Raw genomic sequence first — 16,993 nt, forward strand, 5'->3', positions numbered from 1 at the left:
TCACCCCATACTATCTATGACTCACTTGTATTTCGGCAAATGTGCCATCTGGCATCTCTTCAATAATAATGCCTTCTGGCTCTTTTAAGAGAAACAATGCAAAGAATCCAACCACTGCTGTCGCGGCAATTACAAAGAAAAACACTTGATAAGACACCAGGCTCAGCACCGTTAAATACACCACTGACCCAACATTACCATACGCACCTGTCATCCCTGCAAACTGCCCTGTCATACTGCGTTTGATCAGAGGAATCACCGCAAAAACAGCACCCTCACCTGCCTGTACAAAGAACGAGCAAAACATCGTAATTAACAATGCCAATGCCAGTGGCCATGTTGAGTCAAGGAAGCCCATTAATAGATACCCGATGGCCAAACCAGCTGTCAAAATCAACAAAGTTATTTTGCGACCAAACTTATCACTGAGCCAACCGCCGCCTGGACGTGACATGAGATTCATAAAGGCATAGCTAGATGCCAATACCCCTGCCATCACAATCGATAAACTAAAAGTTTCTTGGTAAAATAGAGGTAGCATCGACACGACGGCAAGCTCTGATCCGAAAGTGGCAAAATATAAAATATTTAAGATACCTACTTGCTTAAAATCATAACGATGCGCCACTGGTACAGGCGTGGTGAAAACCTCTTTATTAAAGCGGTAGCTGCTGATGAACTCGTAAACATACAGTATCGCAAGGCCAATATAGACCATGGTGACACTAGACTGGCTCAATAAGCTCACACCATCAGGTGATAGTTTCCATGCCAATAATGCCAATGCCAAATACATAGGCAGTTTAAAAACCATCATTAACCAAAAATCACCTGATGACGTCACCATCATGGCACCTGATTTTTTGGGTTTAAAATAAGTAGCCCCTTTGGGTGTATTACGCGCCATCTTATAAAAAATAATGCTATAAAGCGCCATCACGACCCCTGATGTGGCTGTTGCATAACGCCACCCTTCATCACCACCGAACACTGCTGCTGCACCAATCGCTATAGTTGGTAATAACAGTGCCGCTGCTGCCGAGCCAAAATTACCCCAACCGCCATAAATACCTTCAGCCGTCCCCAATTCATTGGTTGGAAACCAATCACTCATCAAACGAATACCCACCACAAAACCTGCACCAACAAAACCCAGCAAAAACCGAGACAGCGCCAAGGTGTTGTAATCCTGCGCGAACGCAAAGGTAAAACAAGGAATAGCACCAATGGCTAAAATGGCGGTATATACAATGCGAGGGCCAAAACGGTCTGTCAGCATCCCGATAATCACACGGGCAGGAATGGTCAATGCTACGTTTAAAATGAGTAACGTTTTGATTTGGTCTTTACTCAGATTGAGTGTTTCTCCAATCGCTGATAAAAATGGTGCATGGTTGAACCATACAAAAAAGGTAAGGAAAAATGCCATCCAACCTAAATGAAGGATTTTATTTTTACCCGTAAATGACAAAACATTAAGCTTGTCTTTACTAGGTGCAACGGGGGCTGATGATGACATAGGCAACTTCCTCAAATGATTAACTTCAGGGTTCTGACAACGTACTAAAGGTACTAAGTGTTCAAAAAATGCAGTGTTCAAATATGATAAGTAGCAATGTTTCAGGCGGTGCAATGGTTATGCCAGTTATTTTTGTACGCTGCCAAATCTGTATAAAGACCAACGCTTATTGAGTCTCTAGACGCCTTTACTGGCGGGTCTATAACCATCACTACACCTGACACTTATGCTAATAAAGCATTAACACAGCAGATTTAAAACACTCCATCAGCCTCCCTTATAGACAGCAATAACATCCAATTTGGGGCACAACAGTAACTATTTTGGTGCATCAACTTCTGATATCTCAGTCGGTGACAACGGTATCTATCCTGATTTTTGGTAAGTCATAGCGCTGATCAAGCTGACGTAAAAACCTTTGTACATAAGTGACTGGTCCCGACACAGCATACCTTTATGTCTAATGGCAACACGCAAAAACCCAGCTAATCGAAGTGCTCTGGCATGATTATTGAATACTCTGTAATGGTAGGTATTAAATGCTGTTTATCAGCTGTTGTTGAGAAACGGAGCCGTTTATAGCGTGATAAAAAATAAACGATGACCGCCTTCAACCAGCCCCATTACTAAGGACAGACGCATGATTAGCACTGCATTAAACACAGAAAACAAAGGCAATTTGGTGGTGATTGGCAACGGTATGGTCGGTCATCACTTTATTGAACGAGCAATTGAGCAAGGACTGCACCAGCAATTTGATATTCATGTATTTGCTGAAGAAGACCGCCCTGCTTATGACCGTGTTTATTTGTCGAGCTACTTTGAACATAAAGATGCCAGTAAGCTGAACCTAGTAGATTTAACGGCTTACGAATTATCAAAAGTTAATTTGCATTTGAATCAATGCATTGTAGATATCGATTCGGCCAGTCAGCGTATTACTACTGAGGCAGGCGATATTATTGAGTACTCTGAGTTGGTGCTAGCGACTGGCTCATATCCTTTTGTACCGCCCATCCCAGGCCGCGAGCATCCGCATTGCCACGTATACCGTACCATTGCAGATTTAGATGAGATTTTAGCCATTGCCGATCTGCCCACTGTCAAAAAAGGCGTGGTGGTTGGTGGCGGTCTACTGGGGCTTGAGGCCGCAAAAGCGCTCGTGACGCTAGGGCTGGATACCTATGTAGTCGAGTTCGCACCGCAATTGATGGGCGTTCAGCTTGATGCCGCTGGTGGTGAGATCTTAAAGCGTAAAATAGAAGCACTGGGTGTCAAAGTACTGACAGGCAAAAATACCAAAGAGATTCTGTCTAATACTGCACGCAACTCTGATGACACCAGCAGTGATGGTCAACATTTAACCATGCAGTTTACAGATGGCACCTCTCTAACGACCGATATGATTGTGTTTAGCGCTGGTATTAGACCGCAAGACGGTCTCATTAAAAACAACCCCGAATGCGGTATCGAAATGGGCGGGCGTGGTGGCATCTTGATCAATGAGCAGTGTCGCACCAATGTAGATCATGTTTATGCCGTAGGCGAATGCGCAGTATGGGACAATAAAGTATTTGGTCTGGTGGCTCCCGGTTACAACATGGCCAGTATCTGTGCCGCGCAAATCGCTGGTGATAGCAAGCAGATATTTACGGGTGCTGACATGAGCACCAAGTTAAAACTGATGGGTGTGGATGTGGGTAGTATTGGCGACGCACATGGCACAAGCGAAGGCAGCTTAAGCTACCTGTATCAGAACCCTGCTGAGGGAATTTATAAAAAACTGGTCACCACACCGGATAACAAACGATTGCTTGGTGCTGTATTGGTAGGCGACACCGAAGACTATAACAACCTATTACAATTGTATTTAAATGACATTAACCTACCCGCCCACCCAGAAAGCCTGATATTACCCAATGTCGAAAAACCCGTGATGGGCATCGACAATCTGCCAGATACTGCCACGATTTGTTCTTGTTATAACGTGACCAAAGGCGCTATCTGCTCGGCCGTCGAAAACGGCGCATACTCCGTCAGCGATGTAAAAACCGTGACCAGTGCCGGTAGTGGCTGTGGTGGCTGCGCACCTATGGTCAAAGATACGGTCAGCTATCAACTCACCGCCATGGGCTTTGAAGTAAACAATGACTTGTGTGAGCACTTTGCGTACTCTCGTCAGGATTTATATAGCCTGATTCGCGTGCACGGTATCAAAACCTTTGATGAATTACTGACTGAACATGGTAGCGGTCATGGTTGTGAGATATGTAAACCAACGGTCGCCTCTATTTTGGCATCGTGCTGGAATGATTACGTACTCAAAACCGAACTGACACCACTACAGGACAGTAACGATTACTACTTAGGTAACATCCAAAAAGACGGCACTTATTCCGTTGTGCCGCGTGTGCCGGGCGGTGAAATTACTGCAGACAAGCTCATCGTACTGGGTCAAGTAGCGAAACAGTTTAATTTGTACACCAAAATCACTGGTGGGATGCGGGTCGATCTGTTTGGCGCACGCATGGAGCAATTGCCTGATATTTGGACGCAACTGGTACAAGCAGGCTTTGAGACTGGCCATGCCTATGGTAAATCTTTACGTACCGTGAAATCTTGTATCGGTAATAACTGGTGCCGTTACGGAGTCGATGACAGCATTGGCCTCGCCTTAAGATTAGAGAATCGTTATAAAGGCGTGCGCTCACCGCACAAAATCAAGATGGGTGTGTCGGGCTGTATGCGCGAATGTGCGGAAGCGCAAAGTAAAGACTTTGGCATGATTGCGACTGAAAACGGCTGGAATTTATTTGTCTGCGGTAATGGTGGTATCACCCCGCGTCATGGCGAGCTGTTCGCCACCGATCTCGATACCGAAACCATGGTCAAATACATCGACCGCATCATTATGTTTTATATTAAAACAGCGGACAAGCTACAGCGTACCTCAAAGTGGCGTGAAAGCTTAGATGGCGGGCTGGACTATCTGAAGGCTGTCATCATTGAAGACAGTTTGGGCATAGCAGATGAGCTCGAAGCGCAAATGCAATTGTTGGTCGACAATTACGTGTGTGAGTGGGCAGCGACGATTAATGACACCGAAAAACTCAAACGTTTCCGTCATTTTGTAAACAGTGAGAAAGGCGATGATAATGTCGTTTTCGTGACTGATCGTGAGCAGATTCGCCCAGCGACTGATGCGGAAAAAGCAACCATCAATCTGGTTGAGTTGGCCTAGCCAATGATGAGTGCCTTGTTAATTATCACAAAAATCAAGGCGCTGTTTTTTCCACTCATGTTTTTAGACTCAAGATTTACGACTCATTTTTCTCAAATCATGTTTTGCAAATTGCAGCTTATCACTCACGATTTATCATTCATACAGAGCAATATTATCATCACTAAGGATACCGCCTCATGAACCAACAGACTATTTGTACACTTGACGATATCATTCCTGAAACCGGTGTCTGCGCCTTGATAGATGGCAAACAAATTGCTATCTTTCGTACCAAACAGAACGATTTATTTGCTCTTGATAACTACGATCCATTCAGTCAAGCCAATGTATTGTCTCGAGGGTTGATTGGTGGCACCACGATTACAGATGATACAGGAACAGCAAAAGAAGTGCTTTATGTGGCCTCGCCCATCTATAAGCAACGCTTTAACCTAGCTACTGGTCAATGTCTAGATGACGACAGTATTGTGCTAAATACTTATAAATTCAAACTTGATGGAAATAATGTGGTGGCAAACTACGAATAATAAGCGACGTTATCTCTAATTTGATATGTTATTCATAATTGCTATCTCAAAAATAAAAAACCCTTTGAATCTCAGATTCAAAGGGTTTTTTATTTTTGACAATTACGCTGAAATACCATGCATTAAACGTTTCAACATATCTAACAAAACTAAAAAGCGGCCAACTGTGTTTTTAGTTTTATTAGAAGTAGACTTTATGTCTTATGTCAATCCTCATGCATACATGGCTATCATAAGCGGCTGTTATGATAGCTCATGCCGCGTATAGATCTTTATACATGTGAGTTGCGCTTCAGGCCATATACTTGAAATTATCGTTTTAGAACGAATAATTTTTCCATAATACTCTAACGTCTCGCTCAGGGTCGTTAACAATTTTAGAATCAGTATCAAATACCATCGTTGCCCGATCTGCTAGTCGATAGTTATCCCATGGTGCTTGTCCAGAACGAGCAAACTCGATCCAGTTTCGATGCATGGTATCGGCAAGCTTTTGCGATGGTTGATCGCCAATAAAGCTTTTGGCTTGTTCACTATCAAGAGCGTTAAAGGTAAAAGGCACATCCACAAAATGCGCGGCGCCTAACTTTCCATCAAAGGCTGGTGAAAACCACGAAAAGTTATAATGCCAGACTTTATTGCCATTATTAACCAAGTGCTCAGCAATATGGACTGCAGGCATCCGAAAGGTATAATCAGACTGAATGTCAGCAAAGCTATCGCCAATAGATTTTTTATTCTTAATTGGCGCGTAAACATCACGCGATGCCCCACTCAAAGATAAATCACTCAACAACTGCGATCTTTGTGTTGCAGGAATTTGGTCGATAGCACCGCCTGGAACATAATACAGTCTAGCTTCTTCATCCGTACTACCCACGATAACGGGAATGGCTGGATCTGTATTGTTCGCCAAATCTCTCATAGGTGACTCTTTGATGACATCTCCATCAGCAACAGGCAAAAACGCTGTTCCACCCCAAGACATCATACCCCACTGGTCTCGATTCTTTATAGTGTTGCCGATATCAATAACTTCAGTGACTAACGTTTCAAGAGGAATTTGAGAGATATCGCTTATTGTTGCTGATACACCCAGCTCTTTAGCAAAAGTTTGGCTAACTCGATCTGCTTGCTCCATGGTCATAAATTGCATTGGTGGACTTTGCATGATTGCTTGTTGAAAGAGACCTTTTGCCTTATCTGTACCCAACAGTATGGCGACGCTTTCAGCACCTGCTGATTGACCGAACAAAGTAACGTTCTCTGGATTACCGCCAAAATTGGCAATGTTTTTCTGTACCCATTGTAATGCCGCAATTTGATCGAGAATACCTCTATTATCTGGCGCACCATCTAAATGCATAAACCCATCAACACCAACTCGATAATTCACAGTGACGACAATCGCGTCGTTTCTTGCAAAGCTAGTACCGTTGTACGCCTCTTCTCCTGCATCTGCCCGAATAAAAGCGCCGCCAGGTATCCACACCATCACAGGTAGCTGCTTATTTGATTTTAGAGCAGCCGTTGGTGCTCATATATTTAAGGTAAGGTCTCCTGCAGCACCGACAAGCTCAACTGTCTGCTCTCTTCCTGGCTGTGGAACTGGCGCTGTTTTTTTTGTGGCGTCCAAGACTCCCTCCCACTTTTCATAAGCCTGAGGAGCTTTAAACCTACGCGCTTTTGTAAAAGGATCATGAGCATAAGGAATACCATAAAATGACGTCACGTCGGCATTCACTTTACCTTGAACGTCGCCTTGATGAACAGAAACCGTCATCTGTTGTCCTTCTATATCGTTATTCGCTGCAAATGAAGATGCCATATTAACGCTTAAAATTATGACTGTCGCTTTGCAAAGCCTTTTTACCATATGGTTCAAAGCCATCATTATGATTCCTTTTTTTGTTTACTTGTCTTTCTTATGAGAGTGGTAATAGTGGATACCCAACCTGAAGCTTACTGTTCCTTAGAATAATACCGTGCTCTGATCAAAATTTTTATAAGATAAACGTAAGGGTTTGATAACGTGATGGTGAGCTCATATACGTCTAGGAAATGAAGACTAACGATTTGAGATGAAATTAAAAAGTAATATCTAGCCAAACTGAAAAGCTGACAACTGTGTTTTTAGCACTTGCTGGGAGTAAATCTTTTGGCCTTTGTCACATCCTGCTGCACCCACCGCTATCATAAGCGGTAACAAATGCTCTTCTGCGCCTAACGGATGTGAGTCAAGCGCGTGAGGAGCATTTTTCCAATTGGCCAAGGCCGTGAGTCGTTCATCCGAATCTGCTGATTCCACAGTATTCGTTAGCCATTCATCAAAACGCTCTGATGGTTCAGTAAAACTGATATCGCCATAACCGCGCATATTATGAAAGCTCATGCCGCTACCGACGATTAGCACACCCTCTGTACGCAGTGATGCCAGCGCTTGACCAGCAGCTAAATGCACTTGTGGATCTAAATCATGACGCAAAGATAGTTGGACCACTGGAATATCCGCCTCAGGGAACATTAGCTTAAGCGGTATAAATACCCCATGATCAAAACCGCGCTCCGCATCTTGTTTATTACCTACCCCTGCCTCTGTCAGTAGCCTACTGACTTGCTCCGCCAATGCTGGCGCGCCTAAGGCTGGATAAGCCAAACTATAAGTATGCTCAGGAAAGCCATAATAATCATAAATGAGATCAGGTTGCTTGCCAGCGGTAATACTAAATTCAGCCGTTTGCCAATGCGCACTAATGATTAAGATAGCCTTTGGTCGCTCAGGCAAACGAGCAGAAATGCTCTTTAAAAATGTTGCCATCTCATACCACGTATCTGCTGGTTGCCAATCCATAAAAAAACAAGGTCCTGCACCATGCGGTATAAACAGTACAGGCTGGCTGACTGGCTCATTAGATAAAAGTGTTGTCATGGCTTTCCCCTTGTTGCTTGTCTTAAATGGCTATTTTCAAATGGCTTTATTCACTAATAATTGAATAATCCCATTTACAATTATAAAACCTAGCCTAATTTTTCTGATAATACTTTATCCATACTGAGGGAGCCGCCACCTTGAATAGCTAAAGCAAGCGTAGCTACCATCAATGTTAGCGCGTATTCATAACCGCCATTATCAGCAAACAGCCCATTGCTAATATGGACAGAAAAAATAGCAACCAACATGGTAAAGGCTGCGGCTAAAGCAGCTGGTCTGGTTAGCAAACCTAATACCAGAGCCAGACCACCGAAGAATTCAGCACCGCCTGCTAGTATTGCCATTAAGTAGCCAGGCTCCATACCCATACTGCTTAACCATTGAGCCGTACCTGCTAGCCCATTACCACCGAACCAACCAAATAGCTTCTGGGCGCCATGGGCTGCTAAAATTAAGCCAACGGGTACACGAAGCACTAAAGCCGCCACTCCAGCTTTTGATGTCAAAATAGTATTTAATAGTGATGATTTCATTGATGCTTACTCCATAAGGTATGATTAGAATAAATAGTGTCGAAAATGATATAAGCACACTTTACTATCAACGCTATAAAAGAGTAAGCTCAGTTATATTGAATAATTATCAACATACTGTTTATAATTGATTTGATATTGAGAGAAATATAGGAATAAATATGGATAGAATCGATGCCATGCGCGCTTTTGTGGCGGTAGTGACAGAAGGTAGCTTTAGTAAAGCGGCTATTACGATGCAGCTCTCGCCGCAGCTAGTAAGCAAGTATGTGGCAAAGCTAGAGGAGGAACTGCATACTCGCCTGCTCAACCGCACTACGCGCAAAGTCAGCCTAACAGAAGCTGGCAGTCAATACTTTACACACGCGCAGCAGGTTTTATTGAGTATTGATGAGATGGCATCGCAGTTAGGCGGCTTACAGCAGCATCCCAAAGGCGTCTTGCGAATCAGTGCGCCCGTCTCCTTTGCCTTAAAGCATATGGCAAAACTCATCACTGATTTTCAGGATCGCTATCCGTCAGTTACCGTTGATCTGCAGTTGAGTGATCGAAAAGTAGATATCGTTGAAGAAGGCTTTGATATTGCCCTGCGTATTGGACAGCTCCAAAGCTCGTCGCTTATCGCTAAGCAGATTGCTCCGATTCGCGTGGTATTATGCGCCTCGCCCGAGTACCTCAAAGCTCATGGCACACCTAAGCAACTTGAGGATTTAGAATCGCATCGCTATTTGCATTATAGCTATATGAATGTCGAAACTAAGGGTCAAATCTACAAATACCTAAAGACCAAACAATTCAAAGAACGTAGCGTTTTCCATAGTAATAATGGCGACGTACTCGTTGAAGCAGCTATTGCAGGCGGAGGATTGATATTACAGCCGACTTTTATTGCTAGCGAAGCATTAAGTACTGGCAAGTTGGTTGTAGTGTTGCCAGAATATGAACCTAGCCCTTTAGGCTTGTATGCGGTCTATGCCCATAGAAAACTACTACCTCACAAAGTCAGATGCTTTATCGATTTTATGACCGACTACTATGGCATCCCGCCGTATTGGGATGAGAATATAGCGCACGCACCAAACGACTAATTACTCATCATATAGAAATCTGTTTCGTAGCATAACTGACGTAATTAACGTAATTAACAGGTTTGGTTTTATACTCCGCCCGCGCCGCGACTGGATGCTTCACTATTTTCAACCAATATAGCCGCTGCCGTTTTTTTGAGTATCGCCCATTGTTTGTCATCGACATAGATGCCCTCTTTCCATGCGCGCTGATGAGTTTCAAACAGCTCGTCTGTCGATATTTTACGATCGAAATGCTGGATATCATGTTCGATATCGAAGTTTTGAGTCGCAATCTCAATAACCATATCATTGGTATTATAATTTGACTGTGCCTTGTCAAAAAAGTAAAGGTCAGGATAGACAAACCCTTGATTCAATGTAAATAACGTGTGCTTGGGCACAGAGCCATTATCCCATTTGGCCAAACAAGCATAGCCTTTGGCCGCCAGCCCTACCAGCTCACTATAGGCCAGCCAGCGGTTATGACAATTCTGCAAGTAAATATAAAAATGTGCTGAATCACCCATTTTTTCAAGCGCGTAATCGATGATCGTCGGTAAGTGACACGCCAAGCTACTACCGTGCAAATCTAAACGCATCGCCTTAGCATCTTGATGGACGATATCAATTGGCGTATCGCTCTCGATTAGAATATATGGGCTAGCATTGTTAAAGTGTCTGACGCCATCCAAACCTGCCATCTGCAATTCAGCAACCATCGTAGCGATTACATCAGCCTCCCCAACTTCTCGATGCATCCCAGTAAAGGCTTTATACACCATTGCTACGATTTCATTATGCGATACGATCATGAGTCAAACCTCCCTGCTCTGTCGACAAATCTGGTAATAAAGGAAACAGCCATTCATCACTATGCACTTCTGCAAATAAAGGTGCGCCTTGAAACAAGGTGATTCGCACCCAGCGATCTGACCTCGGATCAAATTTGGTCGCACCAAACATCGACAATTTACACCGTAACAGATGCATAGGTAACGCGTCTTTGTGTAAGACATTCATCTGAATATCACCCAGCTGTTTATGCCCCATTGTCCAAACACGACGCGCGATTGAGCGATACTTTGGTTGGTTTAGAATAAACTCAGATATCAGTTGTTGAGCATTGACTTGTTTGAGCGCGAAGTACAGCTTGTTTGCTTGCCTTGCGATATCTAATGCAAGCTCACGATCTGCGCCTATCTCTTGCCCGCGCACACCTAGGCGTGGCTCTTCTTTATCCACCGAACGATACCAAAACCAATGACTATTCTCAGGCTGGCTAAAATCAATATTAATCGCCCATTGATAGTGGTGCTCCAGTACATCAATCAAATCTTGAATCACCTTGCCCTTCGGTAGCGACAAGGTTTCATCGGCATTTATTTTCTCTTGAAACGCATCAACACGCTCAGGATATAGCTCCATCAAGCAAGAAATGATGACCTCTTGGCTCTCAAGACTCAAATCATGGTGCGCTTGCAAGAACTCCGCCCATGTCACATAGTGATTGATAGTAGTCATCAAATTGTTTCGTAGTACCATTAATTCTGTGACGACCGTTTCATTGAGTTCTATTTGCTGCTCATTGATGGTAACAATCTCGCCAAAATGCTGAATAGCACGTTTGATTAAACTGGCAAAATGCGCCGTTTCTTTGGGTTCAATCTGACAAGTCAATGTCGCTTGCAGTGCTTCCTCACGGGTGGTCAACCATTGATCAACCACACAAGGATGATTAATCAAATACGGCGCCATACCCAAACCAGTGGCATTACCAATCCCCAAATAACGTTTAATCTCTGGATGCAGCGCAACCGCTTTACTACCGCCCTTTTTCTGTGCCAAATAATCGACCCAGTCTAGGCTAAACTCACGTAGTAGATACACAGCACACATCTGCGCGCGAAACGATTGGTCAAAGTCTTCACTATGCTCCAACGGCTTAAAATCATAAATACCAAACTTACCGTTGCCATAGACCGCCGTGGTACGCAAAATATAACCGACTTGCGCTAACACCTCTAAATCTGGTTGCTGACCGGCAGCGAGTGAGCTCACAATATGATCAAAGACTCGTACGCTCTTATTTGCGCGTGCCAGCACCATCAACATGTTAGAATTGCGACCTGCTTCTTGCAACGGCACATTGGCTTGTAAATTATCCAGTAACTCTCCGCTTATCTCGCCAAACACCAGACCAAATGTCACATCCCATTTTTGGGCAATGACTCTATCGTTACGCTCTTCATCAGCCAGCTCGTTGCAGAACACCACCAGATGATATAGATGCTCTGGCGTATGTAGACGATAGATAACTTTGCCATAACCGTGCTCATCTAAATCCCACAAATGAGTACTGAGCGTCCATTTTTCTTTATCAATCTTGCGTAGTAATGTACGCACAAAGCTAATACGGGTTTGATGCATCGCACCCAATCTTTGGGCATCCATAATCACATCACGAGTACGCAAACCTGTACCCAGTGAAGGCGGTTTGACATCGATACTTTTATTATTCACATTATTTGTATAAACCATATTCATAATTTCACTACCTTACCTAATATATCGAGCCAGCAGCTTCGTTAACAATGTCAATGATAATATCTATCGGTAAATAAGAAATCAGCAGTATAGATAGTGACCAATTTAGTATTTACCGTTTAGTAATCTAGAACATCACACAGTTTTTTACATCATGCTTTTTTATAAGCTTTTTTCTGCAGAGATTTTGTTTTCTGTAGACGCTTTAGCGAGTTTTTCTTCGCTGATTTTATGTCTTACCTCTACTTTGTTAGGACGATACAAGTCTTGCTCTCGTGCCATTTTTTGTGCGATTTGTGGACCATTCCACAATGAAGGCAGCAGCACAAAAGAAACTGGCACTGCCGTAATGACGATAAAGGACTGCAATGCTGTCACGCCACCTGAACCAAGCGAGATTAAAACAATCGCTGTCACACCCATCATGATGCCCCAAAAGGTACGAATCATGGCGTTTGGTTCACGCTCGCCACTGATGACCACGCTGATGGTATAAGTCATCGAATCGCCCGTAGTAACGATAAACACTGTGGTTAAAATTAAGAACAATATCGAGGTAATCAAAGGGAACGGCAGTTGCTGCGTGACGGCTAATAGCGCACCTGGCAAATTAAAACCCTCAAAGGCACTACTCACACTACCTGGATTGGCAATCTCAAAAGCCAGACCAGAGCCACCAACGACGGTGAACCAGAAGCAAGTCACAAGCGGCGCAATAATACAGACGGTGGTAATCAACTGGCGAATAGTGCGGCCACGTGAAATGCGAGCGATAAATATCGCCATCATCGGACCGTAACCCAAGAACCAACCCCAAAAGAATACCGTCCACCAGCTCAGCCATCCTTCATCACCGCGAAAGGTCGCCATTGGAACGAAGTTGTCGATCATCGTACCCACACCTTGGATATAACCATTGACAATAAAATTGGTCGGTCCGAAGAGTAAGATAAATACCATCAGTGCAAACGCCAACATAACGTTAAAGCGGCTAAGTAGCTGCATACCGCGCGTCAGTCCACTGATCGCAGACAACGTATAGAGCGCGATAGCAAAGACAATGATAATGAGCTGGGTAGTGAAGGTATCAGGAATGCCAAACAGGGTGTTCAGCGCATAACTGGTCTGCAAGCCTAAAAAACCAATGGGGCCGATAGTACCGGCGGCAACGGCAACGATACAGCAAGCATCGATGATTGCGCCTGTTTGACCTGTCAGCACACGCTCACCAAATACTGGATACAGCAACGTACGCGGCTTTAACGGCAAGCCCTTGTCATAATGCAGATGCATGATCACAATCGCGGTCAAACTGCCAACGATGGACCACGCCAAAAACCCCCAATGCATAAATGATTGAGACAATGCGTTAAAAGCGCGCTGTTGTAGATCGGCTGACTCACCGTATAAAGGAGGTGCTGAGACGAAATGTGCAATGGGCTCGGCGGCAGCCCAAAAAACCCCGCCCCCAGCCAATAGGGTGCAGAAAAGAATGGCCATCCATTTAAAACTGTCTATCTCAGGTACGGGTAAGTTACCCAATATCACACGTCCTGTACGACCAGCACCGACGGCCAAAGCAATGACAAAGGTCGCTAGTAGCAATATCTGCCAAAAAGGTCCAAATATTTTGACGGACCACGAGAAGCCCACTTCGACTATTTTTGCTAAGCGCGCTTCTGCAAAAATCGCCATCAAAACAAAGGCTACAATGAATCCGCCACTGTACCAAAATGCGGGGTTTTTAAGGCCTAACGTGTCGGTAGAAATAGTGGCGGCTTCGGACTCACTTATTCCTTGATTAATAGGAGTTGAGCGTCCTTGCTCACCTTGATTAAATCCCTTTAAATCGGCCATGATGTGGCTCCATATACTATGCTAACGTTGCGTTTTAGATCAGAGTGGTAGCAATGAGCGTGCGATAAAACAACCTCACTATACATACCTATCTAATTTAAATTACCTACTTCAAACAGATATACGCTATAACACGACTGTCGTCTTATAGCGATTTCGAGCAACCATTGACTAAAATGACTCTTTAAATAGCTAGTTAAGCTAAAGGCTTTAAACCTTGCTCTAAAAAATCGAACCAGTTTTGACCGATGACTTTCCCAGCATCACTTTCGTTAAAACCATGCTTTAGTAGACCGTTATAGATATTTTCCATACCGTCTTTGCCAGCGAACCATGGCAAGGTATCTGGCCAACCTGAATTACTGGCATTGCCTTCGCCATAGTCCATCGCTTTTGACCAACGTCCATTACGCATCCACTCAAGTACAGCTTGCGGTTGATTAAGACATAAATCACTGCCAATCGCCAAATGCTCCACACCATACTTATCAGCGCAATTGGCAATCATGGTACAGAAGTCATCGAGCGTACAGTCACTACCATTTGGCAAATGAAACGGGTATAAACTAAACCCTAACAATCCGCCTGCTTGGGTCAAGGCACTAATGACCGTGTCCGATTTATTACGCAGCGCATCATGAGCCGTGGTTGGATTGGCATGGCTGATACATATCGGACGCGATGACACTTCTATCGACTCAAGCGTTGAACGCTCAGCGCTGTGTGACATGTCAATAATCATACCGACACGATTCATCTCAGCGATGGCTTGCTGACCAAATCGGGTGATGCCACTGTCATTCTGCTCATAACAACCTGTCGCTAGTAAGCTCTGGTTATTGTAAGTCAGCTGCATAATCAATAGACCCAGACGACGCATCACACTAATCAAACCAATTTCATCGTCGATTGGTGAGCAGTTCTGCGCGCCAAAGAAGATGCCAACTTTACCCTGCTCTTTTGCCATTTTAATATCAGCCACTGAGTACACGGGTAATATAAGATCTGAGTTTTGCTCAAAGCGTGCATGCCATTCGCTAAAGCGGGTCATGGTTTGGCGAGCGTCTTCGTGATAGACCAAGGTGGCGTGTACTGCATTGATACCACTGGCTTGTAGCATCTTGAAGTAGTCACGATCCCAATGGCTATACTGTAATCCATCAATGACGATATGGTCTTGGTACATATCAATTCCTTTTAATACTTTTATCGATAGCCACTATCTTTAGCAAGTAAGCACCTTTTGGTACAGCACGTTCAGATAGCGACGAGTATTCTTGTTAAGACATCCCTAGTACGCTTTTTGATAAGCGGTCTTGACGATGGTATAGAACTCTTTGGCATATTGACCTTGCTCACGTGGACCAAAGCTTGACTGTTTACGACCACCAAATGGCACGTGATAGTCCGTACCTGCAGTTGCCAGATTGACCATGACACAGCCTGCTTGTACTTGCTCTTTGAACATCGCACTGCTGCGTAAACTTTGGGTTATGATGCCGCCCGTCAGACCAAATCGCGTATCATTGGTCATGGCAATCGCTTCTTCTAGGTTTTTGACACGCAAGACACACGCCAGCGGTGCAAACACTTCTTCTTGGTTGATATCCCAGCTGTTATCCGTCTCAGTAAATAACGTCGGCGACATATAGTAGCCGTCATGCGGCATCTCTAAACGCTCACCACCAAAGGCTAAATTGGCACCAGACTGTTTGGCTTTTTCGATCCAGTCCATGTTTGATGCCAGCTGCTTATCATCGACGACAGGACCCATAAAAATACCGTCATCAAGCGCATGGCCAACCTTTAAGGTTTTCATTTTGGCAATCACACCCTCTACAAACGCATCATGAATACCGTCCATCACGATGAGGCGTGATGAAGCCGTACATTTCTGTCCCGAACCGCCAAACGCACCAGCCACTGCTGCATCAATAGCAACTTGCAAATCAGCATCGTCAGCGATAACCAAAGCATTTTTGCTGCCCATCTCAAGCTGACAACGGATAAATTTTGGAGCAGTAGCAGCAGCGACTTTGCGACCTGTTGGTACAGAGCCGGTAAAGCTCACCGCATCAATATCTGTAGAATTAATAAGCGCATTACCGACTGACGAGCCGCCGCCCAATAGTAAGTTAAACGTGCCTTCTGGCAGGCCTTGACGATGAATAATTTCAGCCAACGCGACCGCGCTAGCTGGCGTTAAATTGGCAGGCTTCCAAATGACACTGTTACCAAAAGCCAAAGCTGGCGCGATCTTCCACACAGCAGTGGCAGTTGGAAAGTTCCAAGGCGAAATAATCGCGACCACACCGACTGCTTCGCGGGTAACTTCGACCTTGACACCAGGACGCACTGAATCAGCATTATCACCAATTTGACGCAGTACCTCAGCGGCATAGTAATGAAAGAATTGACCTGCGCGATAAATTTCACCACGACCTTCGGCGAACGGCTTGCCTTCTTCAAGAGACAATAGCGTACCTAGCTCATCACAGCGAGCAATCATTTCATCGCCAATGGCTTGTAGGATAGACTGCTTCTTTTCTAAAGAAGTCGCTTCCCACTTTGGCTGGGCATGGCGTGCCGCCGCGATGGCATCTTTGACTTGATCGCTACTGGCTTGCGCAAACTCACCGATAGTGTCAGTGATATCAGATGGGTTAATATTGGCAACGGTATTTACGCCTGCCTGCCATTCACCATTGATATAAAGTGATTTGGTTGGGTCTTGTTGCAATATCTTTTGAGTCGTTTGGGCTGACAT

11 protein-coding genes and 1 pseudogene are annotated in these 16,993 nt (G+C 44.4%); 3 read left to right on the forward strand and 9 right to left on the reverse strand.

The window, feature by feature from the left end; all coding sequences use genetic code 11:
- Positions 1-10: 10 nt before the first annotated feature.
- Entirely contained in the window at positions 11-1,633 is a 1,623-nt protein-coding gene (locus ACHEVO_RS03905) for a NarK family nitrate/nitrite MFS transporter (RefSeq protein ID WP_394123995.1), read from the reverse strand.
- Between the two features lie 526 nt (positions 1,634-2,159).
- Between ACHEVO_RS03905 and nirB the strand changes: the two genes are divergently transcribed.
- Positions 2,160-4,760 (forward strand): nitrite reductase large subunit NirB, encoded by a 2,601-nt coding sequence (nirB, locus tag ACHEVO_RS03910; protein WP_394123996.1) that lies wholly within the window; start codon positions 2,160-2,162, stop codon positions 4,758-4,760.
- A gap of 179 nt (positions 4,761-4,939) precedes the next feature.
- Positions 4,940-5,290, forward strand: coding sequence for a nitrite reductase small subunit NirD (nirD, locus tag ACHEVO_RS03915; RefSeq protein ID WP_296210530.1), 351 nt, complete (start codon positions 4,940-4,942; stop codon positions 5,288-5,290).
- Positions 5,291-5,609: 319 nt separating this feature from the next.
- Here the strand turns inward: nirD and ACHEVO_RS03920 are convergent.
- The 3 genes and pseudogenes from ACHEVO_RS03920 to ACHEVO_RS03930 form a co-directional block, all read right to left on the reverse strand.
- Positions 5,610-7,184, reverse strand: a pseudogene (locus tag ACHEVO_RS03920) (carboxylesterase/lipase family protein).
- A gap of 207 nt (positions 7,185-7,391) precedes the next feature.
- Positions 7,392-8,219, reverse strand: a complete 828-nt coding sequence (locus ACHEVO_RS03925) for a DODA-type extradiol aromatic ring-opening family dioxygenase (RefSeq protein WP_394123997.1) — start codon at positions 8,217-8,219, stop codon at positions 7,392-7,394.
- 89 nt (positions 8,220-8,308) lie between these two features.
- Complete coding sequence (locus ACHEVO_RS03930; RefSeq protein ID WP_114699946.1) at positions 8,309-8,755, reverse strand: DoxX family protein; 447 nt, start codon at positions 8,753-8,755, stop codon at positions 8,309-8,311.
- Between the two features lie 161 nt (positions 8,756-8,916).
- Here ACHEVO_RS03930 and ACHEVO_RS03935 point away from each other — a divergent pair, with 161 nt between their 5' ends.
- A complete protein-coding gene (locus ACHEVO_RS03935; RefSeq protein WP_394123998.1) occupies positions 8,917-9,843 on the forward strand; it encodes a LysR family transcriptional regulator in 927 nt (308 codons plus the stop codon).
- 68 nt (positions 9,844-9,911) lie between these two features.
- On the opposite strand, the gene ACHEVO_RS03940 is transcribed toward ACHEVO_RS03935, so the two are convergent.
- From ACHEVO_RS03940 to ACHEVO_RS03960, 5 genes are all read right to left on the reverse strand, one after another.
- On the reverse strand, positions 9,912-10,637 hold the full coding sequence (locus ACHEVO_RS03940) for a DUF3726 domain-containing protein (RefSeq protein WP_394123999.1): 726 nt from the start codon (positions 10,635-10,637) through the stop codon (positions 9,912-9,914).
- Positions 10,621-12,369, reverse strand: coding sequence for a hypothetical protein (locus ACHEVO_RS03945; RefSeq protein WP_394124000.1), 1,749 nt, complete (start codon positions 12,367-12,369; stop codon positions 10,621-10,623). Before ACHEVO_RS03945 ends, ACHEVO_RS03940 begins: the two co-directional genes overlap by 17 nt.
- 162 nt (positions 12,370-12,531) lie before the next feature.
- Positions 12,532-14,226 carry a BCCT family transporter gene (locus ACHEVO_RS03950; RefSeq protein WP_394124001.1) on the reverse strand — a complete coding sequence of 565 codons (1,695 nt, stop codon included), beginning with the start codon at positions 14,224-14,226 and terminating at the stop codon, positions 12,532-12,534.
- 196 nt (positions 14,227-14,422) lie between these two features.
- Positions 14,423-15,412: a membrane dipeptidase gene (locus ACHEVO_RS03955; protein ID WP_394124002.1), complete on the reverse strand. Its 990-nt coding sequence runs from the start codon at positions 15,410-15,412 to the stop codon at positions 14,423-14,425.
- Positions 15,413-15,517: 105 nt separating this feature from the next.
- The gene (locus ACHEVO_RS03960; RefSeq protein WP_394124003.1) at positions 15,518-16,993 is read right to left on the reverse strand and encodes an aldehyde dehydrogenase family protein; all 1,476 of its coding nucleotides are present in this window, start codon (positions 16,991-16,993) and stop codon (positions 15,518-15,520) included.

The sequence above is a fragment of the Psychrobacter nivimaris genome, assembly GCF_043419765.1.
Lineage (GTDB): Bacteria > Pseudomonadota > Gammaproteobacteria > Pseudomonadales > Moraxellaceae > Psychrobacter.

Bases quoted from the DNA above. Each gene is read 5' to 3' on its own strand.
- nirB (WP_394123996.1), top strand. From the start codon at position 2,160: ATGATTAGCACTGCATTAAACACAGAAAACAAAGGCAATTTGGTGGTG.
- nirD (WP_296210530.1), top strand. From the start codon at position 4,940: ATGAACCAACAGACTATTTGTACACTTGACGATATCATTCCTGAAACC.
- ACHEVO_RS03925 (WP_394123997.1), bottom strand. From the start codon at position 8,219: ATGACAACACTTTTATCTAATGAGCCAGTCAGCCAGCCTGTACTGTTT.
- ACHEVO_RS03930 (WP_114699946.1), bottom strand. From the start codon at position 8,755: ATGAAATCATCACTATTAAATACTATTTTGACATCAAAAGCTGGAGTG.
- ACHEVO_RS03935 (WP_394123998.1), top strand. From the start codon at position 8,917: ATGGATAGAATCGATGCCATGCGCGCTTTTGTGGCGGTAGTGACAGAA.
- ACHEVO_RS03940 (WP_394123999.1), bottom strand. From the start codon at position 10,637: ATGATCGTATCGCATAATGAAATCGTAGCAATGGTGTATAAAGCCTTT.
- ACHEVO_RS03945 (WP_394124000.1), bottom strand. From the start codon at position 12,369: ATGAATATGGTTTATACAAATAATGTGAATAATAAAAGTATCGATGTC.
- ACHEVO_RS03950 (WP_394124001.1), bottom strand. From the start codon at position 14,226: ATGGCCGATTTAAAGGGATTTAATCAAGGTGAGCAAGGACGCTCAACT.
- ACHEVO_RS03955 (WP_394124002.1), bottom strand. From the start codon at position 15,412: ATGTACCAAGACCATATCGTCATTGATGGATTACAGTATAGCCATTGG.
- ACHEVO_RS03960 (WP_394124003.1), bottom strand. From the start codon at position 16,993: ATGTCAGCCCAAACGACTCAAAAGATATTGCAACAAGACCCAACCAAA.